Raw genomic sequence first — 21,580 nt, forward strand, 5'->3', positions numbered from 1 at the left:
AATTATTATTTAGAGAGAATATGATGGAACAGAAAATAGTTCATATTGGCGACATGCCAATTGCTAACGATAAGCCATTTACGCTATTTGCGGGCATGAACGTTCTTGAATCTCGCGATCTAGCGATGCAGATCTGTGAGCACTACGTGAAAGTAACAGAGAAGCTGGGCATCCCTTATGTATTTAAGGCGTCTTTTGATAAAGCGAACCGCAGCTCTGTTCATTCATACCGTGGTCCTGGTATGGAAGAAGGTCTTAAAATCTTCCAAGAGCTGAAAGATACCTTTGGCGTGAAGATCATCACTGATATTCACACTGAAGCACAAGCTCAGCCTGTTGCAGATGTGGTTGATGTAATCCAGCTTCCAGCGTTCCTTGCTCGTCAAACTGACCTTGTTGAAGCAATGGCTAAGACTGGCGCGGTTATCAATGTGAAGAAGCCTCAGTTCATGAGCCCGGATCAAGTAGGTAACATCGTTGATAAGTTCGCTGAGTGCGGCAACGAGAACATCATTCTTTGTGAACGTGGTTCTTGCATGGGTTATGACAACCTAGTAGTTGATATGCTTGGTTTTGGTGTAATGAAAAAATCATCAAACGGCAGCCCAATCATCTTTGATGTGACTCACGCGCTTCAAATGCGTGACCCTTCAGGCGCAGCATCTGGCGGTCGTCGTGAGCAAACTGTTGAGCTTGCTAAAGCGGGTATTGCTACTGGCATTGCTGGTCTGTTCCTTGAGGCACACCCGAACCCAGATCAAGCGCGTTGTGATGGCCCATCAGCTCTACCACTAGATAAGCTAGAGCCGTTCTTGAAGCAGATGAAGGCACTTGATGACCTTATCAAAGGCTTTGAGCATATTGATATTAAATAATTGAGATGGATGTGAAGTAACGGAAACGTTATTTAACAAAAGTTGATTTAAGAAAGCCCAGTTCTTTGAATTGGGCTTTTTTTTATCTCGTAAAAGCAGCCAAACATAAACCGTTCATTTAAAGAGTTGTTAACGAGGCGGGTTGTTACCTAAGAAACTCGTATATGAGTGTGAGATCAGTCCTGTTTGCAGTAAATTACTGATGTTCATCACACTTTGTAAGTAAACGATTGCTTGTGATGCAGGGGAAGTTTGAGTGTAATCTCATAATTTTGTTACACTTAACTGCTGAACTATGCGTGACCAATTCGACATAAATATGAAATCATCATGTTACATCTGAAATGTTAATTTAAGATAAGTGATGTGAAGTCTTATTGTTCGAACTCCAAATAAGGGGTCGCAATAGATCATAAAAAGCAGTGGATTCCCCTAAAAAGTTCAAAGGTATGACAATGAAGCAACGCCTTATTCTAAAGACAGCACTAAGTGCTGCAATCCTAGCTACTCTAGCTGGGTGTGCGTCTCAATCAACTCAAGATTGGAACCAAGACGAAACTTACAAGCTAACGGTTCTACACACTAACGACAACCATGGTCGTTTTTGGCAGAACAAATACGGTGAATACGGCATGTCTGCGCGTAAAACGCTTGTTGATCAACTTCGTGCTGAAGTTGAAGCAGAAGGCGGTAGCGTGTTGCTTCTATCTGGTGGTGACATCAACACTGGTGTGCCAGAGTCAGATCTTCAAGATGCAGAACCTGATTTCAAAGGTATGAATAAAATTGGTTACGATGCAATGGCATTGGGTAACCACGAGTTTGATAACTCATTAGACGTACTACAAAAGCAGATCGACTGGGCTAACTTCCCAATGCTATCTGCAAACATCTACGACAAAGCAACAGGCGAGCGCAAGTTCCAAGCTTACGAGATGTTTGAAAAGCAAGGTATCAAGATTGCGGTTATCGGTCTAACAACTGAAGATACGGCAAAAATCGGTAACCCTGAGTTCATCGCGAGCATTGACTTCCGTGACCCTAAAGAAGAAGCGAAGAAGCTGATCGCTGAACTTAAAGAAACAGAGAAGCCAGACTTAATCTTCGCTGTGACTCACATGGGTCACTACGAAAATGGCCAGCGTGGTGTTAACGCTCCGGGTGATGTAGCACTTGCTCGTTACCTAAACGAAGGCGACCTAGACATGATCGTTGGTGGTCACTCTCAAGAGCCTGTATGTATGGAAGGCCCTAACGTTGCGAAGAAAAACTTCAAGCCGGGTGATGAGTGTAAACCAGACGTACAGAACGGTACTTACATCGTTCAAGCTCACGAGTGGGGCAAGTACGTAGGTCGTGCTGATTACGAATTCCGTAACGGCGAACTAGAGATGGTGAGCTACGATCTGGTTCCAGTTAACCTTAAGAAGAAAGTTAAGATTGACGGTAAGAAACAACGTGTTCTTATTCAAGATGAAATCGCACAAGACCCAGAGCTACTTGAATTCCTACGTCCTTTCCAAGAGCAAGGTCAAGCACAGCTAGAAGTTCAAATTGCTGAGACAAATGGCAAGCTTGAAGGCGATCGTAACGTGGTGCGTTTCCAACAAACTAACCTAGGTCGTTTGATTGCGACTTCTCACATGGAGCGTGCACAAGCAGACTTCGCTGTGATGAACTCTGGTGGCGTTCGTGACTCAATTGAAGCGGGCAATGTCACTTACAAAGATGTATTGAAGGTACAACCTTTTGCAAACATCCTGACTTATACAGACATGACAGGTAAAGAAGTTCTAGATTACCTAAACGTTGTGGCGACGAAACCAATCGATTCTGGTGCTTACGCGCAGTTCGCTGGCATTTCAATGACAGTAGCAAACGGTGAAGTATCGAATGTCTTCATCGGTGGCAAACAGCTTCGTTTAGACGAAACATACCGTTTCACAGTGCCAAGCTTCAACGCGGCTGGTGGCGACGGTTACCCTAAACTGTCAGATCACCCTGGTTACGTGAACACAGGTTTTGTTGATGCTGAAGTACTGAAAGAGTACCTAGAAGCGAATAGCCCAGTTGACGTGAACAAGTACGCACCTTCTGGTCAAATGGTTTACAAGTAATTAAACCCAGTTGATAGAGTCAATAGGTGCTAAATTAGATTGACTCTAGCACCATGATAAATTTAACTAAAGCGACGCCTCGGCGTCGCTTTTTGTTTATCTATCGTTTGGATTTGTTATGACCCCTGCAATCAATCTCGCCAAGAAAAAGAAAATCGCTCATAGCGTGCATCAATATCACCACGATGCGAATAACACGAATTATGGATTAGAGGCTGTCGAAGCGCTTGGTCAAGATCCCAAACGTGTATTTAAAACGCTTTTGTTCTGTTTGAATGGCGTCGCTAAAGATTTAGCTGTTGCCGTTATTCCCGTTGATCAGAAGCTAAACTTGAAGCTTGCGGCAAAAGCGGCAAAAGGCAAAAAAGCAGAGATGGCGAACCCTGATATTGCTCAGAAAACCACGGGTTATGTGGTGGGTGGGATCAGTCCTCTTGGTCAGAAAAAAGCCTTGCCTACCTTTGTTCATTCCAGCGCGACAGATTTTGAAACGATATGCGTGAGTGCAGGGAAGCGCGGGCTAGAAATTGAACTCGACCCGAAAGACTTAGCGCTACTGACTCGCGGTGAGTTTGCTGATCTATGTTTATAGATTGTCGTCGTCATGATGATACAACTACCGAATGACAAACAAAAACGCCCGTTAGATTAACCTAGCGGGCGCTTTTATATTGAGTGTCTCATCTTACTGATTCTGACTACTTCTTCAGGCCTAATGTACCACCAACGCGTTTTGCTGCTGGTTTATTTGGTCTGTTTGAATCTTGACTACGGTTTGCTGGCTTACCGCTTCGACGATCGTCATTGTTGCGATCTGTGCGGGTGCGATCCGAACTGTTTCTATCTGAATTAGAACGCTCTGAACGAGAGTTCGATTTCCAGTTCTCGGTATTGCCACCGCTTTCACCATTCGATGAGTTACGGCCACGTTTCGAGTTAGGCGCATGACGGAATTCATCCGCATTATTACCGCGATAGGTGCGAGTACGGTTCTCGTTTTGATTACGGCGCGCTGTGGAAGTTTGGTTTTCTTCACGGCTATCAAAAAGTTTTGCGTCTGTCGCTTTGCGAATGCGTTGACCTTTCGCGTTCATTTTTGATGCATCTTCAGTACTTACAGAGCCTTCACACATCGCTAAAATTTCAGTGATCTCTTCGTCGCTCAGGTAGCGCCATTTTCCGTTAGGAATACCGTCTAGTGAGATGTTCATAATACGAACACGGCGCAGCTTAAATACCTCGTAACCCAATGCTTCACACATACGGCGAATTTGGCGGTTAAGGCCTTGCGTTAGTGTGATTCGGAACGAAAACTTGGTTTCTTTCTCGACCTTACATGGCAAGGTAACAGTATCGAGAATATGAACGCCAGCGCCCATTTGCTTCAAGAATTCCGTCGTAATTGGTTTATCTACACGAACCACGTATTCTTTCTCGTGGTTGTTACCTGCACGTAGGATTTTGTTTACGATGTCGCCATCGTTGGTCAAGAAGATAAGACCATCAGAAGGCTTATCTAGACGACCAATAGGGAAAATACGTTTGTGGTGGCCGATAAAGTCGACGATGTTGCCAGGAATATCACGTTCAGTAGTACAGGTGATGCCTGTTGGTTTATTAAGAGCAATGTAGATCGGCTTCTCTTTTGAGCGAACAGGTTTATTGTCGATCTCAACATCATCACCGGGCAAGACTTTAGTACCCATTTCAGGGATCTTACCGTTAATAGTAACTCGGCCTGCATCAATGAGTTTGTCGGCTTCGCGGCGTGAGCAAAAACCAGTTTCACTGATGTATTTATTAAGGCGTTTAGCTTGGGATTCTTGTGACATGATATTCTCTTAGCGTTTCACAACGGAAATATAGATAAACAAAAAGCAACCTTTGGATAGTTGCTTTGAGTTGGGATTCGTTAACTGAGGACAATTTTAGCACTTGGTGTGAGTCTAGGCACGAAATATCGATCTTGATGCAATTCGCTATCAGTGTACTTATCTGTTTCAACCAGTTAACTGGTGCGTTTTTGATGGCGCTCTCTGTTCTCTAGCTTTTTCTCGTTACTCTTTCTGAGCATAACGTAGACTGCGCCAGTACCACCATGAAATTGCTGAGCAGAGTGAACACATTGAACGTCGTTAATTTGCGTGAGCCAATTCGCCACGTAGCTTTTCATCATTGCTGGTGGGTTCGAGCGCTCACCTTTACCGTGAACAATGATAACGGTGCGAACATCCATTCTTAAACACTGACGTAAAAATGAGAGTACTTCGTTACGAGCATCTTTCAGTGTTTTCCTATGAAGGTCGAGTTTGGCCTGAATAGGGTATTTGCCTAAGCGCAGCTTTTTGTATACGCCTTCTTGTACACCATCTTTCTTGTAAGCAATGACGTCGTCTGGCTTGATCATTGGTGAGTAGTCTAATGATAAGTAGTCTTTCTCGTCGTCAGACAGCCACATAGCGGCTTCACGCTTAGCAAGGTGAGATTCTGTGACTCGGTGTACTTTCTGGTGTTCGGCGGTGTCATGGTCGATACGTTTAACATCGCCCATCATTTCTTGGAATAGATCTAAGTCGTCATCATGAGACATAGTGTGTATCTCAAGTTGGAGAAGGATAGGGTGAGTATACCTAAGTTGAGGCCGGGTTTAAAAATGAAAAAACCGGAGAAGACAATAAGTCTGCTCCGGTGCAAAGCGTTTTTACATCCACCCAAAGAAAATGATACTTAAAAGTAGATGACTTAGGCTGAGCGATTCTAGTGAGGAGATTTTTCAGTCATAACTTTGTAGATGAAGAAGCCTCCATAGAACATCATGAGACCCAGAGCCCCGAATATTACTATCATTGAAGATAGCCCCACTGCATTACCAAATAGGAGTTCTAGCCAAAAGTCCATGTGTATACCTCAAAGTTATATGACATGGCTCAGTGTATTAAGTCGCGTTATCAATTCACTGATCTGGATCAATCCTGTTTCATAAGTTAAATACTTGTTGGTGAGTGTGTGTTTTTCGTCACATTAGCCGTTGGGTTGTACGTCTTTTGTTCGAACGATTCGATATTGTAAAAAAGAGTGAAAAAAGCTCTTGCGCATAAATTCAGAATCCGTATTATACGATTCATCGACAGGCAATCAGCCAGTTAGATATCTCGGTGAATAGCGCAGCTTGGTAGCGCATCTGGTTTGGGACCAGAGGGTCGGGGGTTCGAATCCCTCTTCACCGACCACATTTAGAAAGCCTGCTCAATGAGCAGGCTTTCGTCGTTTCAGGACATGAGAAATGGGATTAGAACCTAGGTGGGGTTCGCCTGATGTTCAAAATAAGCTCTTCACCGACTACATTAATAAAAGCCGTAACAGAAATGTTACGGCTTTTTTGCATTTCGAAATAGTTAACGTATTTATATGGTTTAGGCCATGAGGATGGGGCTGGGATGTCAGTCCCCAAACTACTTACTTAACATCACACGTGATGTTCTTGATTGGTGTTTCCGAGGTAACAAAACAAACATACGCTTCCGCTTGCTTATTCGGGCCTATTCGAATGTAACCTGCCTTTACTTCATCTTCATCAAACGCCACCGAGTGAGATTTTCCCGTTTGGTTGTCGTAAAAGTTCGCTTCAAAATTGTTGTTCATTTGGCTTGCGATACGGTTTCGTGTTGTAGAGGTTGTGAACGTAATATTGGCGCAGCGCATTGGTGGCTTTTCAGTAATCAAAAACTGTCCGCTTTCTTTATCTAGCACGCCGCCTTTTGTATCAGGCTGAATGTCTATTGGTTGGAATTGTTCGATGGTACAAGTTTCTTTGGCAGACGCTGCCGTGGGCATCAAGATTGCGAGGGCTAAAGGTAAAGCGAAGAGAACTGGTTTCATGAGAACAACACCGTGTATAAAAAGAGCGAAAGATAATAGCACCGTTATGGTGCTATTAAATGTAATGATTCTGTTATTAGGTAATGGTTATATTATGAGAAGGTCATAGTATCGAATTTAGTTAGTTGTCGTCACTAACCTCAAATTGACACTTAGCCTGTTGGCTTTGTGATTGTTGAGTGACATTAAAACCTTTTTCTTTTAACAACTGTAAAAGGTTACCTTCGCCAACTAGGTGCAAGGTGCCAACCACGATCAAGTAGTTCCCTTTTGACTTAAGCTTCCAATCGGTGGTGGATAGTTTGTTTGCCCAGTCGATATTGCGATCGGTTAAGAATGCTTTCTCAAGTTCAGGCGACATCTCTGGTAGCTCTGAAAAGGCTTCCAGTTTTGCTAAATCACCCGCTTTCCAGCTTTCAATTAGGCAATGAACTACACGATCAGTTTGGTCAAATTCTTCAAGGCTACTGACTAACCACTCCTTACCGTCGTCCTTTTGTTTTGTCATCAGGTCTATTTGAAACTGCAGAGGCTCTAAACTGATCACCTGAACATCTTGGATAGTTGCTTTGTGAGCTAGTGTCGCATCAACGCCGCTGGCGGAGCCATAACCCAGGTTTTTTAACTGCTGCATCTGTATGGAGAGAGAAGTAGCCCAAGGCGGTGAACTAAGCAGTTGTTGCGTCGGCATCTCCAACGATTTTGATATGTCGGTTAATAATTGCAGTTGTTCTTCATTGAGCACATCGGCTGTGGTGAGTTTGCTGTGAGGATATACAACGCCATCAGACTTTCTGATATCCGTTTCGATAACTAACCCATCACTGTTTTTTAGCGCATCGGTGATCGCTGAAGGAAGTGGGTACATACTCTCGTCCCCAACGTGCACAGAACCTAAGATAGTGAGTGTCAGTTCATCCTTTTTTGCTTGCCAATAAAGGGGCTCGGCGACCGCTTGCCTAGCTGAAAAAGCGAGAACGAATAAAGTCATGTAGAAGAATGGGCGCAAAGGGAGCTCCTTTAGGAAGTCTTAAACTCGTTAAAATCGATTTTGACGGTGTTTTTTAACGGTTTTTTTTGAGAACGATGTCACGTTGTTTGTACGAAAAGTATAACAACACCAACAAACTCTTAAACCTTTCTCAGTAACAACGACACGATTTTATGAAATCCGTTAAAAAGATTGTGATTCATTTCTCAATTTTTACGTCAAAATAAAACTGACGGAAGTGCCGTCGATTCTAACTTAATGATTTTTATGTAATTAATTTTATCGCAAATTTTGAGATTTGAAGCTGATCACTTTATTAACTTGATTTAATTCACGGTAAAAAATAAGCCCATATAGTTTATCTAACTTTCGAAGCGCTCCACTTTGCTTCTGACTCAATTTTTTAATTTATGGGTGAATACGATGTTGAAAAGAAACTTACTATCTGTCGCGGTATTAGCTGGTTTATCGGGTTGTGCCGTAACGCAAGCACCTGAGCAACAGGTTGTTAATGCACTGGCTGATAACCTTGATGTGCAATACGAAATTTTGACGAACCACGGCGCAAACGAAGGCATGGCTTGTCAGGATTTAGGCGCAGAGTGGGCATCATGTAACAAAGTGAACATGACTCTGACCAATGACGGTGAAGCGATCGATTCGAAAGATTGGACTATCTATTTCCACAGTATTCGCCTTATCTTAGATGTTGATAATGAGCAGTTTAAAATCACTCGTGTAACGGGCGACCTACACAAACTAGAACCTACAGATAAGTTCGATGGTTTTGCCGCTGGTGAAGAAGTGATTCTTCCACTAACAAGTGAATACTGGCAACTGTTTGAAACCGACTTTATGCCGGGTGCATTCGTAACGGCGCCAAACGCTGAACCTAAGATGATTGCTTCATTGAATACGGAAGATGTCGCGTCGTTCGTAACCGGTTTGGAAGGAAACAACCTTAAGCGTACACCTGATGACAACAATGTCATGGCAACAGCGGTTACTCGCTTTGAAAAGAATGCTGATCTGGTAACGCAAGATGTATCAACCACTTTACTACCAACGCCAATGTCGGTAGAAGTGGGCGAAGGTTCAGTGAGCATTGCTGGTGGTATTGCCCTACCTAAAGACGCATTCGATGCTGAGCAGTTCGCTGCAATTGAAGAACGTGCAGATGTGGTAAACGTAGATGTGAGTGGCGACCTACCTGTTAGTGTTGCTGTTGTTCCTACTCAGTTTACGGGTGATTTGGCGAAATCTGGCGCTTATGAACTAAGCATCTCGGAAGAGGGGATTACGATTAAAGCGTTTGATAAAACAGGTGCTTTCTACGCAGTTCAGTCTATTTTTGGCCTAATAGACAGTCAGAACGCTGAATCATTACCACAACTGTCGATCAAAGATGCGCCACGTTTCGATTACCGTGGTGTGATGGTTGATGTTGCTCGAAACTTCCACTCAAAAGATGCCATCCTAGCAACGCTAGATCAAATGGCGGCATACAAGATGAATAAACTGCACCTTCACTTAACAGATGATGAAGGTTGGCGTTTAGAAATCCCAGGTTTACCAGAGCTAACGGATGTAGGGTCTAATCGTTGTTTTGATTTGGAAGAGCAAAGCTGTTTACTGCCTCAGCTAGGTTCAGGTCCAACAACAGACAACTTTGGCTCTGGTTTCTTTAGTAAAGCGGATTACGTCGAGATTTTAAGCTACGCAAAAGCGCGCAGCATCGAAGTAATTCCAGAAATTGATATGCCAGCACACGCTCGTTCTGCTGTGGTATCGATGGAAGCGCGTTACACTCGCCTAATGGCGGAAGGTAAAGAAGCGGAAGCGAACGAATACCGCTTGATGGATCCACAAGATACATCGAACGTAACCACGGTTCAGTTCTACGATAAGCAAAGCTTCATTAATCCATGTATGGAATCTTCTACTCACTTTGTCGATAAAGTTATCTCTGAAGTGGCGGCAATGCACCAAGAAGCGGGCGTTCCATTAACGACTTGGCACTTTGGCGGCGATGAAGCGAAAAACATCAAGTTAGGCGCGGGCCTACAAGATATTAATGCAGAAGATAAAGTGGCATGGAAAGGTAATATTGACTTGGCTAAGCAAGATAAGCCATTCCAACAATCTCCACAGTGTCAGTCTTTGATCGCTGATGGTACTGTGAGCGATTTCGGTCACCTGCCAAGTCACTTTGCAGAGCAGGTATCTAAGATTGTTGCTGACAAAGGCATCCCTCACTTCCAAGCATGGCAAGATGGCCTGAAATACAGTGAAGGCGAAAAAGCATTTGCAACAGAAAGCACTCGCGTGAACTTCTGGGACGTTCTTTACTGGGGCGGTACTTCATCAGTATACGACTGGTCAGCAAAAGGGTATGACGTAATCGTCTCTAACCCAGACTACGTATACATGGATATGCCATACGAAGTTGATGCTGCAGAGCGTGGTTACTACTGGGCAACACGTGCAACCGATACTCGTAAGATGTTTGGCTTCGCACCAGAAAACATGCCACAAAACGCAGAAACATCATTAGACCGTGACGGCAATGGTTTCTCTGGTAAAGGCGAGATTGAAGCGAAACCTTTCTACGGTTTGTCTGCACAACTTTGGTCTGAAACAGTACGTACCGACGAGCAGTATGAATACATGGTGTTCCCTCGCGTACTTGCAGCAGCAGAGCGCGCATGGCACAGAGCTGATTGGGAAAACGACTACAAAGTGGGCGTTGAATACTCTCAAGATACTGACTTAGTGAATAAGCAGTCTTTAAACAGTGACTTTAATCGCTTCGCGAATATTGTAGGGCAACGTGAATTGGCTAAGCTTGAGAAAGCTGGCATTGATTACCGACTGCCAGTACCGGGCGCTCAGGTTGTTGATGGCAAGCTAGCGATGAACGTACAATTCCCAGGCGTAGAGCTGCAATACTCTGCTGATGGCGAAAACTGGTTAACGTACGATGAGCAACAACGTCCTTCGGTTTCAGGCGAAACTTACATCCGCTCTATCTCTGAAAGTGGCGAGAAAGTAAGTCGAGTAACTTCGGTAAAATAATCGACAAGCAACATTAATAGAAGAGCTCCCTAGCTTTTATCTGATTCAGATAAGAGTGGGAGCTTTTTTTTCGTCCAAATCAAGTTAGCCACTTCTCTTAAACTGAAACATATAGAAATAGCCTTTATGTATATCGTCAACAATGTACATAAGGTGAGTTCCATCGCAAAAGTGACGCGCTTCTCATTATTCTCTTCAAAAAATAAGTCTCTCATCAAAAACTCTAAATCAGGTGTGATTGAACTAACTTAATCTAATTTTGTGACGTGAAATAACGTGATCTCGATCTGTGTATTTTTAAGTCTTAACTTTTTTATTAAATTTTATATTTTTAAGTGATTGATTTAAATGCATTAAATAACTTGTTCTTTTTTGATAGTGAGAGAGATCACTCTGCTTACTCTTTTATTTTGAAACGCAAATTAATTCGAGCAACATAGATTTCATGCCAGGGAGGCAACTAACTACTCAAGCGGTGAAGGTGAATGATGTACCGAAGATGTGCCGCTGAAAAAATCAAACTAAGGCAGTTTACTATGAAAAAAATTATCGCTCTAAGTGCACTTTCTCTTGCTTTTGCTTCTAGTGCTTTTGCTGGTTCTTCTTACGTTACAGGTAACATCCAAATTCATGACGATGGCCGTATCCACGGTTCTGATATGACTTCTACGCTAGAAGCTGGTCACACGTTTGACAACTCTCTAGGCGGCTTCACGGTTTATTCTGAGTTTGATGGCATCCAACTTGGCAAACTTGAATCTGAAAATGGCGGTGCAGGTAATACTACTCCAGGCATCACTGTCGGTGGTGAGCAATCTTTCAACATTACTGACAAATTATGGGTTGCTGCTGGTTACCAACACCTATTCTCTGCAGGTGAGAGCATTCAGTTCCGTCCATTAGTTAAGATCGGTTACAACTTCGATAACGGTATCTCTATTAGCAACCGTACTCGTGCACACATCGATGATACTTCGGCTAATGCTGACACAGACTACCGCATGGATAACCGCATTGGTTACACAGTGAATGCTGACCTAGCACTTAGCTACAACAACGTATACATGATTGATGCTGAAGCGATGGACCATGAGTTACGTGCTACATGGACTCGTCAAGGTGTTCAACCTTACTTTGAGTTCCGTAGCCAAGCTAACGGCGTAGATTTCGCAAACGGCGATTCTAAGCAGAACAACGCATTCGTATTCGGTGCTTCTTACGGCTTCTAAGCCGATTCACTTGGCTGCTTAGTCGATTAGATTATTAGCCGAGTGAGCTTCTTCGCTAAATAGCTTCTTAGCCAATTAGCGAGGAGAAATATAGCGGCACTAACAGCCCGGTTGGTACCGCGACAAGATTTGCTTTACTGTCCAAAAGCAAAGAGCCTAGCAAGTAAACTACAGTCTTGGGTTTACTCATGCTAGGCTCTATTTTTATGACTTCTTTTAATTGCTTGGCGTTGGTCTAGTTAAGCTTTATTTTCCGTTGTAATGACGGAACTCAAACACCTGACCTTCTTCATTAAACGCATACACAGAATACTCGTCTTTCTTATCGCCATATTCCATGCCCGGAGAGCCCATTGGCATGCCTGGAACCGCTAAGCCAATCGCATTACGTGGTGGATTTTCTAAAAAGGCTTTCACGTCCTCTGCTGGAATGTGCCCTTCAAATACGTAACCGTCGATCTCTGCAGTGTGGCAAGAGGCTAGTTTTTGCGTTACCCCTAACTTCTGCTTTATTGGATTCATATCATCGTGGAGCTTCTCTGTAACATCGAACCCAGCATCTCGCATATGTTCTGTCCATTCTGTGCAGCAGCCACAGTATGGAGACTTATGGTTTAGAACATCAGTCGCGAGAGCTTGTCCTGAAATTGCAGCGAGTGCTGTAAGAGTCATAATTTTACGAATCATGGTTAACCTCATGAATATGGTTTTTGTTGATATTAGAATGTGTGGGTTTGAAAAGTCTTAATCTGTTGGCATTGCTTACTACCGTGATTGACGACATCGCCATCGCAGCGCCTGCAACGACAGGGCTAAGCAGAAATCCGAAAAATGGGTAGAGCACACCGGCTGCGATAGGAATACCAAGTGAGTTATAGATGAAGGCACCAAACAGGTTTTGCTTCATGTTTCTCACGGTCGCTTGAGATAGCTCGATCGCGTTGCTTACTGATAATGGCGATGAGTTGAGTAGCGTCATTTGCGCACTTTCAATCGCGACATCACTGCCACTGCCCATTGCGATTCCTATATCTGCTTGAGCAAGAGCTGGTGCATCGTTAATACCGTCTCCGACCATAGCAACACTCTTATATTGCTGTTGCAGCTGAACAATATGTTGAGCTTTCTGCTCTGGAAGCACTTCCGAGATAACCTCGTCGATACCGACGTCTTTACCTATTGCTTGAGCCACAGAGTCATTGTCACCCGTTAATAGCACAGTGTGAATTCCGGCGGATTTTAGTTGAGCTATCGCCTGTTTGCTATCTATTTTTAACGCGTCTGAAATGCCCAATATGCCTTCCAGTTTTTGGTCAATCACAATGAAAATAGGCGTCCACGCTTGCGAGCGGCAAAGTTCGATAAAATCCGCGCCAATCTCAGTATTGATGCCTAACTGGGTTAGGTATTTAAGCGAGCCAACTTGCACGTTCTTGCCGTTAATTGTTGCCTGTACGCCAAGCCCTCGTTGGTTTTCGAACTCGCTATGAGGTAGTGCTGAAACTTGTAGGCTCTCTGCATATTGGCAAACGGCTTTGGCGAGTGGGTGCTCAGATCCCACTTCTACTGAATAAGCATAAGCCAGTAACTCTTGCTCCGTTAGATTAGAGTAAAAGGCCTGTTGAACGGTTGGTTTGCCTTGGGTCAACGTACCTGTTTTATCAAACACAACAGCATCGATCTTGCTGGCAGACTGCAATACATCCGCATCTTTAATAAGAACGCCAAACTCAGCGGCTTTACCCACGCCAACAGTAATCGACAGTGGCGTTGCTAGGCCTAACGCACATGGACAGGCGATAATCAGTACTGTGGTTGATACTACTAGCATGTAACTTGCACTAGGTTGTGGTCCAACAAAAAACCAAACTAGGGCGGCAATGGCTGCGATCGCAACCACAACAGGGACGAAAACGGCAGAGATCGAATCAGCGAGTTTAGCAATCGCAGGCTTGCTGCTTTGTGCTTGGCGAACCATCTGAATGATTCGAGCCAACATGGTGCTTGAGCCAATCCCGGTCGCTTCAATAACTAAGCTGCCATCACCATTAATAGTTCCTGCTGAAACCCCATCATCGAGCGATTTGACGTTGGGAAGCGGTTCACCAGTCAACATTGATTCATCGATATAAGATTCACCCGCTACCACGACGCCATCGACAGGGACTTTTTCTCCCGGTTTTACACGCACTTGCATACCGACTTGAATGGCTTCGACGGCGATGGTCTGTTCTTTACCATCGACGATAACTACCGCTTTTTGAGGCTGTAAGTTAATCAGTGCCTGTAAAGATTTGGTGGTGCGTGCTTTGGCTTTGGCTTCAATGTAGTGCCCTAAAGAGATAAGGCCGACAATCATTGTACTTGCTTCAAAATAGACATGACGCGATGGTTCTGGGAACCATGATGGAATCAGTACAACCAGCATTGAATAGAACCATGCAGCGCCCGTACCTAAAGCAACTAACGTATCCATGGTTGCACGCTTATGCATGAGAGACTGCCAAGCGTTAGTGAAGAAGCTGCGTCCTGAAGTCGCAAGCAGTATCAAACAGACCACACCAACCAATCCCCAAGCCAATTGGTCGTTAAATGTAACAATGGTCATGCTGCCACCGAACAGACCCCACGCCATCAGCGGAGCTCCGATAACCAGCGCGCTTACTGAATTCTTTAGGAAAACTTTTTGGGTACGAAGTTGTTGTTCTTGCTGTTTTTGTTGTTGAGTCGCCGCGTCATCAACGAACTCCGCACCATAACCTGCGGTTTTTACCGATTCTATGAGAGCGTTCTCGATGACGTCCCGTGTTTTAGACGTGAAGACCAAGGCTGTCTGTTCAGCGAGGTTGATCTGAGCTTGGTCGACGAACTCATTCTTTTTCAACGCTTTCTCTACCGAAGAAACGCAACTCGCACATGTCATTCCTTCAAGAACAAGGTGATAGGTATATTGGCTAGCTGCAGATTTAGCTTGTGTCGGTTCTACGGGCGCTGGTTTTTTATCTTCTTTTGAATCTGAACTCGATAAAAGGTCATTAGCTTCAGAGTAGGGAGTCGCGTGATAACCCACGCTTTCGACTAGCTCAATAACCTCTGATTCTGCAAGTAAAGTAACCAAGGACAATTCATGTTTGCTGACTTCTAGGTCTGAGATTTGCTCAGTCTGTTCAAGTGCTTGAGTCAGTTTGCTCACGCACTTGCCACAGCTGAGGCCCGATAATGATAGATGCAGCGAATTACCCATGGAATAACTAAGGGTCGCTAACTGTTCGTTGAGTTCAACGTAGCTAAAAGGAGTCGAAATGTCGATGTACGTCGGCGATATGTCGTTGATCGTCGTGTTATCGAAATCACCAAGCAGGGTGCGGACTTTCTTCGCGCAACCCATGCAATTTAGGCCGTTGAGTGCGGTAGTGTAATGCTTCATATCGATACTCCAATTCTCATCTACACCCAACATAAACCTTACCGTAAGGGTAAGGTCAAACATAAATTCAAGAATTTGATCTTAGTAGCATATGAATGGTGGGTTAAGTTTGTGGGATAGGCGAGCGTTGAAGAAAAGCATGGCTATAATTTACTGGCTCAGGCTATAGATTTGCTACATCGAAGCTGGATTTAGCCTTTCCACAATAGCTTTCGTACAAGATCAGCACATTAATCATTCACTACTGATTGTAGATTTAAGCGGTGGTGATAAAATAGCGCCCAAAATTTAGTGATATTTTTCTGTTGCAGGCTTTGTAATGGCAATCACTAAAAGAATCACCTACATAATCAAGGTATTTAAATGACGGTTAAAACTCGTTTTGCTCCTAGCCCAACTGGCTATCTTCACGTTGGTGGTGCACGTACTGCACTTTACTCTTGGCTATTCGCTAAGAATCAAGGTGGTGAATTCGTTCTGCGTATCGAAGACACGGACCTTGAGCGTAACTCTCAAGAAGCGGTTGATGCAATTCTAGAAGGCATGCAATGGATGGGTATGGAATGGGATGAAGGTCCTTACTACCAATCTAAGCGTTTTGACCGTTACAACGAAATGGTTGATAAGCTACTTGCTGAAGACAAAGCATTCAAATGCTACGCGTCTAAAGAACTGCTTGATGAGATTCGTGCAGTACAAGAAGAAAACAAAGAAATGGCTCGTTACGACGCGAACCACCCTAAAATTGTTGCAGCAAACGAAGCAGCAAAAGAAGGTGATGCATGCGTTATCCGTTTCCGTAACCCTAAAGAAGGCAGCGTAGTATTTGATGACCAAATTCGTGGTCGCATTGAAATCGCAAACAGCCAACTTGATGACCTAATCATTCGTCGTACAGACGGTGCTCCAACTTACAACTTCGTAGTTGTAGTGGATGACTGGGATATGGGTATTACACACGTTGTTCGTGGTGAAGACCATATCAACAACACACCTCGTCAAATCAACATCTATGAAGCACTAGGCGCGCCAGTTCCAACTTTCGCTCACTGTGCCATGATTCTTGGTGATGACGGTGCGAAACTTTCTAAGCGTCACGGTGCTGTTTCTGTAATGCAATACCGCGACGAAGGTTACCTACCAAATGCACTGAACAACTACCTAGTTCGTTTAGGCTGGTCTCACGGTGACCAAGAGATCTTCTCTCAAGAAGAGATGATTGAATTCTTCAGCCTAAACGCAATCAGCAAGTCTGCATCTGCATTCAACACTGAAAAACTACTTTGGTTGAACAACCACTACATCAAGACTTCTGAGCCTGAGTACGTTGCAAAATACCTACAATGGCACTTAGACGTACAGAAGATCGATACAACAAACGGCCCAGCGATCACTGAAGTGATCAAGCTAGTTGGCGAGCGTTGTAACACGCTTATCGAACTTGCTGAGCAGTCTCGTTACTTCTACGAAGATTTCTCTGAGTTTGAAGCTGGCGCAGCGAAGAAGCACCTACGTGGTGTTGCTAAAGGCCCACTAGAACTTGCTCTTGCTAAGGTTGAAGCGCTTGAAGAATTCACAACAGCAAACATCAAAGACGGTGTGATTGCAGCAGTATGTGAAGAGCTAGAGATCGGCATGGGTAAAATCGGTATGCCACTTCGCGTAGCAGTAACAGGCGGCGGTCAGTCTCCTTCTGTTGATGCAGTGATGGAGCTTGTTGGTAAAGAGCGCGTAATCGCTCGCATCAAGATGGCTCTTGAGTTCATCGCAGAGCGTGAAGCTAACGCTTAATAGAGCGATTGCTAGATTCAAAAAAGGGTCAGTAACTTGGTTACTGACCCTTTTTATTTGTTTTGAGCTTGGTTGATTAAAGCTTGTTCTATTAAAGCTATGTCGATTCGAATTTGGCTTCGCGTTATAGCTTGTCGTCAGCAATCATTTGGGTCGCTTGAGCCGCTGTTTTCTTATCGAACAAGATATCCATCATCGCTTTGATGCGTTCCATATCGTCGCCAAACTTTGATAAATTTCCGCTATTCGGTGCTTTAAACTCAACGTTGCCTATGCGTTGTTGATCTTGATAAGCTGAGATCTTAGCATCCGCCACAAAAGTTCTGAAATCCCAGCTCCAGCGAGAGACATAATCAAGCGTAATGTCCTCTGGATTATGTTCTGAACCGTCGGCAACTACTTTACATTTAACCTGATTATTCAGACACCAATCAAGCATGGAATCGAGGAAAATGCTGCGCGTTTTTACATCTTCCACGATCGTGATATTTTCGATGTTGTTTGCTTCAGGAAGTGCATTGCCCGAATACTTCGGAGCACTGCAACCTGCGAGTAAAAAGACAACAACAAGAGCTAGCCAGTTTTTCATTATCTATCCTAGATTTTTTTGAAGATGATGGAAGTGTTGATCCCGCCAAAGGCAAAGTTGTTGCTCATTAGGTATTCAACATCCAGTTCGCGGCCTGAGCCCGTTATGTAATCAAGTTTACCGCAGCGTTCGTCAATGTTTTCAAGGTTCAATGTTGGACTGAACCAGCCTGAATGCATCATCTCTAGGCTTAACCAAGCTTCAATTGCACCACACGCACCAAGCGTATGACCAAAGTAGCTTTTCAATGAACTGATTGGCACTTCACCGAAAATGTTCGCTGTAGCATTACTTTCTGCAATATCGCCTTTTTCGGTTGCAGTACCGTGAGCAGAGACATAACCGATCTTTTCAGCCGGAAGCTGCGCGTCTTTGAGTGCTTTCTCCATACAAACTTGCATGGTTTCCATTTGAGGTTGGGTCACATGAGCTGCATCGCAGTTGCTGGCAAAGCCGACAATCTCAGCGTAGATCTTTGCGCCGCGAGCGACGGCATGTTCATACTCTTCGAGCACAAGCGTACCAGCGCCTTCACCGATGACTAGACCATCGCGCTCATTGTCGTAAGGGCTAGGGGATTTTTCTGGTGTGTTGTTTTTTAAACTGGTAGCAAAAAGGGTATCGAAAACGGCAGACTCAGTTGGGCATAGTTCTTCACCACCACCAGCAACCATCACGGTTTGGTAGCCGTGTTTGATCGCTTCATAGGCGTAACCAATCGCTTGGCTTCCTGAAGTGCAGGCACTGCTGGTGGGAATCACGCGTCCGCGCAAGCCAAAGAACAGTCCAACGTTGACCGCAGCGGTGTGTGGCATCATTTGAACATAGGTGGTTGCTGTGATTGCTCGTGTCGATTTCTCGTTAAGCATCACACCAAACGCACCTACGGCATCAGTACTGCCGGTTGAAGACCCGTAGGCAATGCCCGTTTCTCCGTTAGTTAGAACATCATGTCCAATCAACCCAGCTTGTGTTAAAGCATCTTCAGTCGCGACAGTGGCTAAGCGAGAAACCCGACCCATGCCTCGAACCTGTTTACGTTTGTAGTGTTTTGGTAACTGGAAGTCATCAATAGGCGCAGCTAGCTTAGTGTTGAGGCCATCGTATTGCTCAAAACTTGGCATATATTGAGTGGCATTTTCACACGCTTTCAGTTTTGGCTCGATGTGCTGCCAATCATTACCAAAGGCAGTAACACCAGACATGCCAGTTACAACAACGCGGTGGGTCATACTAAGCCTCCATTGACTGAAATTACTTGGCGAGTGACGTAGCCTGCAATATCAGACATTAGGTAGCTGACTAGGCCAGCCACTTCTTCTGGCTCGCCCATGCGGCGCAGTGGAACTTGAGGTAGAGCGTGCTCTTTCACGTGCTCATCAACCATACCGGTATCAATTAAACCTGGAGCGACACAGTTTACCGTGATCTTGCGTTTCGCTAGCTCTAAAGCTAGAGACTTAGTCGCGCCAATCACGCCGGCTTTTGCTGCAGCATAGTTGGTTTGACCGCGGTTGCCCATGATGCCAGATACCGACGCCAGAGTAACGATTCGACCGCCTTTGCGTTTTTGAACCATTGGCATCACGCACGGGTGAAGTACGTTGTAGAAGCTGTCGAGGTTGGTATGGATAACACCATCCCACTCTTCTTCAGTCATGGCTGGGAATGCTGTGTCACGAGTAATACCGGCATTATTTACAACACCATAATAAGCGCCTTGTTCGGCAATATCTGACTCAAGCTTTTCGCGACATTCGCTGCGATTGCTGATATCAAATCGGATCAGACGTCCTGCGCCACCGAGCTCGGTGATCGACTTTAATGTGTCTTCAGCACCTTGCTTGTCACCCATGTAGTGAACGGCGATTTCAAAACCGTCTTTCGCGAGTTGAATAGCGATCGCTTTACCAATGCCTTTGCTGGCACCTGTGACTAAAACCTGACGGCTCATGATGGGCTCCTAGTTTTCATTTCTTGTAATTTTTGTTCGGTCGGCACGTAGACGTTGAGTTGACATTGAGCCACTAACTCACCTTGGTCTTCGACTCGGGCGGTAAACACGGCCATGCCACTGTCTTCCATCAGTTGCTCGGCGTAGATATCAAGGGTCTGACCTTGAGTGAACTCATCACATAGTGACTTGTAGCGACGAGAACCAAGTAAGAAGCCGATTGGAGGAGTCGTGTCGTTTTTCAGCGCATGGTATCCAGACCATGCAGCCACAGATTGCGCCATAAATTCGATACCGACATAAGCCGGTACGGTTTGAGATTCGGCATTAAAGAACAGGTTATGCGCACCAATATCGACCTGACAGTGAATCGACAACGCCTCTACATTGATAGCACGATCGATTAATATCATCGGATCATCGTGTGGAAGAAGTTGGTCTACAGAAGGGATATCAGTCATTTACTACACCAAAGATCAGGCTAATGTTGTTGCCACCAAAAGCGAACGAGTTGCTTAAGATGTTCTTTACTTTAAGTTTCTGGGAACAGTTTACCAAATCAATCTCAATATCTTCAGCTTTATCCTGACATTTTTGTAAGGGAAGCGGTAAGTCATATTTTAAAATATGCCATGCTATTGCAGCCTCTATCGCACTTGCGGCTCCAAGAGTATGCCCGGTGAGAGGCTTGGTGGAACTGACGGGAACCTTGTTTGCAAAAATACGATGAATGGCTTTGCTTTCCATTGAATCATTGAGTGGAGTTGCGGTGCCATGAGCATTGATATAACCGATATCTTCTGCTTGTAACTGTGCAGATTTTAACGCCTTTCTCATCGCTTGTTCTGCGCCGTTCCCTTCAGGATGGGGCGCTGAAATATGATGTGCGTCAGAGCTATCGCCACAGCCTAACAAGGCAATGCTAGGTATATTCTGGTTTGTATTAGCAACATTCAGTTTTGTTTTGCTGAGCAACATAAATGCTGCCGCTTCTCCGATGTTGATGCCATCTCGAGAGGCGCTAAACGGCTGACAATGTGTGCTTGAAAGTGCTTCAAGACCATGAAAACCATTGAGCGTCAGCTTACATAAGGTGTCGACACCTCCAACCAACACAGCATCAGCCATTCCAGAATCTAACAAGCGTTGAGCGGTAAGAAAAACACGGCCGCTTGATGAGCAGGCGGTCGAGATTGCGTAGTTTGGCCCTGTTAATGAGCAATATTGACTAACAAACTCAGAGGGATTCCCTAGCTCCTGTTTGGAGTAGTGATAATGCTCAGGAAACTCACCGTTTGCCAATTTATGTTTGAAAGCGGCTTCACCATCAGAAATCCCCGAGGTGCTTGTGCCGATAACAACAGCAATTCTATCTGCGCCAAATTGTGATTTTGCTTGCTCGATAGAGTCTTGGATTTGATTTAGAGCTGATAACGCCAGTTGATTGTTACGAGTGGCGTATTGTGCGAGATTGGATGGAACCTCTGGCAGATCGCCCGCTACCTTACCAACGACAGTCGACTTGCCGTCATTCAGCATATCGTCCACTTCAACCATGTTCGAGCGGTGCTCATTTGTAAGGCAGTCGTGAATTTCAGCAACGCTTGAGCCTAGCGCCGAGTGGAAACCACAGTCTTGGATGTAAATAGGCAT

At 44.6% G+C, this 21,580-nt stretch carries 18 protein-coding genes and 1 tRNA gene; 7 read left to right on the forward strand and 12 right to left on the reverse strand.

Translation table 11 applies throughout. The features are described 5' to 3' along the window. Window positions 1-20: 20 nt before the first annotated feature. From kdsA to ybaK, 3 genes are all read left to right on the forward strand, one after another. On the forward strand, window positions 21-875 hold the full coding sequence (gene kdsA, locus AC3CIA_RS03875; protein WP_171309284.1) for a 3-deoxy-8-phosphooctulonate synthase: 855 nt from the start codon (window positions 21-23) through the stop codon (window positions 873-875). 455 nt (window positions 876-1,330) lie between these two features. Continuing rightward, window positions 1,331-2,992 (forward strand): bifunctional UDP-sugar hydrolase/5'-nucleotidase UshA, encoded by a 1,662-nt coding sequence (gene ushA / locus AC3CIA_RS03880; RefSeq protein WP_004736242.1) that lies wholly within the window; start codon window positions 1,331-1,333, stop codon window positions 2,990-2,992. Between the two features lie 118 nt (window positions 2,993-3,110). Continuing rightward, the gene (gene ybaK, locus AC3CIA_RS03885) at window positions 3,111-3,584 is read left to right on the forward strand and encodes a Cys-tRNA(Pro) deacylase (RefSeq protein ID WP_065206855.1); all 474 of its coding nucleotides are present in this window, start codon (window positions 3,111-3,113) and stop codon (window positions 3,582-3,584) included. Window positions 3,585-3,690: 106 nt separating this feature from the next. Here ybaK and rluF read toward each other — a convergent pair whose 3' ends face one another. The 3 genes from rluF to AC3CIA_RS03900 all read right to left on the reverse strand — a co-directional run bounded on the left by rluF (window position 3,691) and on the right by AC3CIA_RS03900 (window position 5,890). Further along, window positions 3,691-4,824 carry a 23S rRNA pseudouridine(2604) synthase RluF gene (gene rluF / locus AC3CIA_RS03890; protein ID WP_488518541.1) on the reverse strand — a complete coding sequence of 378 codons (1,134 nt, stop codon included), beginning with the start codon at window positions 4,822-4,824 and terminating at the stop codon, window positions 3,691-3,693. 176 nt (window positions 4,825-5,000) lie between these two features. Beyond that, a complete protein-coding gene (smrA, locus tag AC3CIA_RS03895; RefSeq protein ID WP_017076135.1) occupies window positions 5,001-5,582 on the reverse strand; it encodes a DNA endonuclease SmrA in 582 nt (193 codons plus the stop codon). A 167-nt stretch (window positions 5,583-5,749) separates the two neighbouring features. Continuing rightward, a complete protein-coding gene (locus AC3CIA_RS03900) occupies window positions 5,750-5,890 on the reverse strand; it encodes a DUF3149 domain-containing protein (RefSeq protein ID WP_004736246.1) in 141 nt (46 codons plus the stop codon). A 255-nt stretch (window positions 5,891-6,145) separates the two neighbouring features. Here AC3CIA_RS03900 and AC3CIA_RS03905 point away from each other — a divergent pair. Next, a tRNA-Pro gene (locus AC3CIA_RS03905) sits at window positions 6,146-6,222 on the forward strand. Between the two features lie 226 nt (window positions 6,223-6,448). On the opposite strand, the gene AC3CIA_RS03910 is transcribed toward AC3CIA_RS03905, so the two are convergent. Together AC3CIA_RS03910 and AC3CIA_RS03915 are read right to left on the reverse strand one after the other, a co-directional pair. Continuing rightward, complete coding sequence (locus tag AC3CIA_RS03910) at window positions 6,449-6,871, reverse strand: hypothetical protein (RefSeq protein ID WP_488518542.1); 423 nt, start codon at window positions 6,869-6,871, stop codon at window positions 6,449-6,451. A 121-nt stretch (window positions 6,872-6,992) separates the two neighbouring features. Beyond that, window positions 6,993-7,880: a TraB/GumN family protein gene (locus tag AC3CIA_RS03915; protein WP_488518543.1), complete on the reverse strand. Its 888-nt coding sequence runs from the start codon at window positions 7,878-7,880 to the stop codon at window positions 6,993-6,995. A 405-nt stretch (window positions 7,881-8,285) separates the two neighbouring features. Between AC3CIA_RS03915 and AC3CIA_RS03920 the strand changes: the two genes are divergently transcribed. Then, a complete protein-coding gene (locus AC3CIA_RS03920) occupies window positions 8,286-10,937 on the forward strand; it encodes a beta-N-acetylhexosaminidase (protein WP_488518544.1) in 2,652 nt (883 codons plus the stop codon). A gap of 536 nt (window positions 10,938-11,473) precedes the next feature. After that, on the forward strand, window positions 11,474-12,166 hold the full coding sequence (locus AC3CIA_RS03925; RefSeq protein WP_004736127.1) for an oligogalacturonate-specific porin KdgM family protein: 693 nt from the start codon (window positions 11,474-11,476) through the stop codon (window positions 12,164-12,166). Between the two features lie 246 nt (window positions 12,167-12,412). On the opposite strand, the gene AC3CIA_RS03930 is transcribed toward AC3CIA_RS03925, so the two are convergent. Further along, entirely contained in the window at window positions 12,413-12,853 is a 441-nt protein-coding gene (locus tag AC3CIA_RS03930; RefSeq protein WP_488518545.1) for a DUF411 domain-containing protein, read from the reverse strand. After that, window positions 12,843-15,656 carry a heavy metal translocating P-type ATPase gene (locus AC3CIA_RS03935; protein WP_488518546.1) on the reverse strand — a complete coding sequence of 938 codons (2,814 nt, stop codon included), beginning with the start codon at window positions 15,654-15,656 and terminating at the stop codon, window positions 12,843-12,845. The genes AC3CIA_RS03930 and AC3CIA_RS03935 overlap by 11 nt, the downstream gene beginning before the upstream one ends. A 300-nt stretch (window positions 15,657-15,956) precedes the next feature. On the opposite strand from AC3CIA_RS03935, the gene gltX reads away from it, so the two are divergent. Further along, window positions 15,957-17,384, forward strand: coding sequence for a glutamate--tRNA ligase (gltX, locus tag AC3CIA_RS03940; protein WP_488518547.1), 1,428 nt, complete (start codon window positions 15,957-15,959; stop codon window positions 17,382-17,384). A 124-nt stretch (window positions 17,385-17,508) separates the two neighbouring features. Here the strand turns inward: gltX and AC3CIA_RS03945 are convergent, their stop codons facing one another. Genes AC3CIA_RS03945 through AC3CIA_RS03965 form a run of 5 tightly spaced genes read right to left on the reverse strand, consistent with a single transcriptional unit; the run spans window position 17,509 to window position 21,580 of the window. Continuing rightward, window positions 17,509-17,973, reverse strand: coding sequence for an Sbal_3080 family lipoprotein (locus AC3CIA_RS03945; RefSeq protein WP_488518548.1), 465 nt, complete (start codon window positions 17,971-17,973; stop codon window positions 17,509-17,511). A gap of 8 nt (window positions 17,974-17,981) precedes the next feature. After that, window positions 17,982-19,205, reverse strand: coding sequence for a beta-ketoacyl-ACP synthase (locus AC3CIA_RS03950; protein ID WP_488518549.1), 1,224 nt, complete (start codon window positions 19,203-19,205; stop codon window positions 17,982-17,984). After that, complete coding sequence (locus AC3CIA_RS03955) at window positions 19,202-19,927, reverse strand: 3-ketoacyl-ACP reductase FabG2 (protein WP_488518550.1); 726 nt, start codon at window positions 19,925-19,927, stop codon at window positions 19,202-19,204. The genes AC3CIA_RS03950 and AC3CIA_RS03955 overlap by 4 nt, the downstream gene beginning before the upstream one ends. Continuing rightward, window positions 19,924-20,388: a hotdog family protein gene (locus tag AC3CIA_RS03960; RefSeq protein WP_488518551.1), complete on the reverse strand. Its 465-nt coding sequence runs from the start codon at window positions 20,386-20,388 to the stop codon at window positions 19,924-19,926. Before AC3CIA_RS03960 ends, AC3CIA_RS03955 begins: the two co-directional genes overlap by 4 nt. After that, window positions 20,381-21,580: a beta-ketoacyl-[acyl-carrier-protein] synthase family protein gene (locus AC3CIA_RS03965; protein ID WP_171311900.1), complete on the reverse strand. Its 1,200-nt coding sequence runs from the start codon at window positions 21,578-21,580 to the stop codon at window positions 20,381-20,383. Before AC3CIA_RS03965 ends, AC3CIA_RS03960 begins: the two co-directional genes overlap by 8 nt.

Source organism: Vibrio sp. QJM3NY_27 (assembly GCF_057785955.1).

Coding starts and splice junctions, on each gene's coding strand:
- kdsA (WP_171309284.1), top strand. CDS start 21: ATGATGGAACAGAAAATAGTTCATATTGGCGACATGCCAATTGCTAAC.
- ushA (WP_004736242.1), top strand. CDS start 1,331: ATGAAGCAACGCCTTATTCTAAAGACAGCACTAAGTGCTGCAATCCTA.
- ybaK (WP_065206855.1), top strand. CDS start 3,111: ATGACCCCTGCAATCAATCTCGCCAAGAAAAAGAAAATCGCTCATAGC.
- rluF (WP_488518541.1), bottom strand. CDS start 4,824: ATGTCACAAGAATCCCAAGCTAAACGCCTTAATAAATACATCAGTGAA.
- smrA (WP_017076135.1), bottom strand. CDS start 5,582: ATGTCTCATGATGACGACTTAGATCTATTCCAAGAAATGATGGGCGAT.
- AC3CIA_RS03900 (WP_004736246.1), bottom strand. CDS start 5,890: ATGGACTTTTGGCTAGAACTCCTATTTGGTAATGCAGTGGGGCTATCT.
- AC3CIA_RS03910 (WP_488518542.1), bottom strand. CDS start 6,871: ATGAAACCAGTTCTCTTCGCTTTACCTTTAGCCCTCGCAATCTTGATG.
- AC3CIA_RS03920 (WP_488518544.1), top strand. CDS start 8,286: ATGTTGAAAAGAAACTTACTATCTGTCGCGGTATTAGCTGGTTTATCG.
- AC3CIA_RS03925 (WP_004736127.1), top strand. CDS start 11,474: ATGAAAAAAATTATCGCTCTAAGTGCACTTTCTCTTGCTTTTGCTTCT.
- AC3CIA_RS03930 (WP_488518545.1), bottom strand. CDS start 12,853: ATGATTCGTAAAATTATGACTCTTACAGCACTCGCTGCAATTTCAGGA.
- AC3CIA_RS03935 (WP_488518546.1), bottom strand. CDS start 15,656: ATGTTTGACCTTACCCTTACGGTAAGGTTTATGTTGGGTGTAGATGAG.
- gltX (WP_488518547.1), top strand. CDS start 15,957: ATGACGGTTAAAACTCGTTTTGCTCCTAGCCCAACTGGCTATCTTCAC.
- AC3CIA_RS03945 (WP_488518548.1), bottom strand. CDS start 17,973: ATGAAAAACTGGCTAGCTCTTGTTGTTGTCTTTTTACTCGCAGGTTGC.
- AC3CIA_RS03950 (WP_488518549.1), bottom strand. CDS start 19,205: ATGACCCACCGCGTTGTTGTAACTGGCATGTCTGGTGTTACTGCCTTT.
- AC3CIA_RS03955 (WP_488518550.1), bottom strand. CDS start 19,927: ATGAGCCGTCAGGTTTTAGTCACAGGTGCCAGCAAAGGCATTGGTAAA.
- AC3CIA_RS03960 (WP_488518551.1), bottom strand. CDS start 20,388: ATGACTGATATCCCTTCTGTAGACCAACTTCTTCCACACGATGATCCG.
- AC3CIA_RS03965 (WP_171311900.1), bottom strand. CDS start 21,580: ATGCCTATTTACATCCAAGACTGTGGTTTCCACTCGGCGCTAGGCTCA.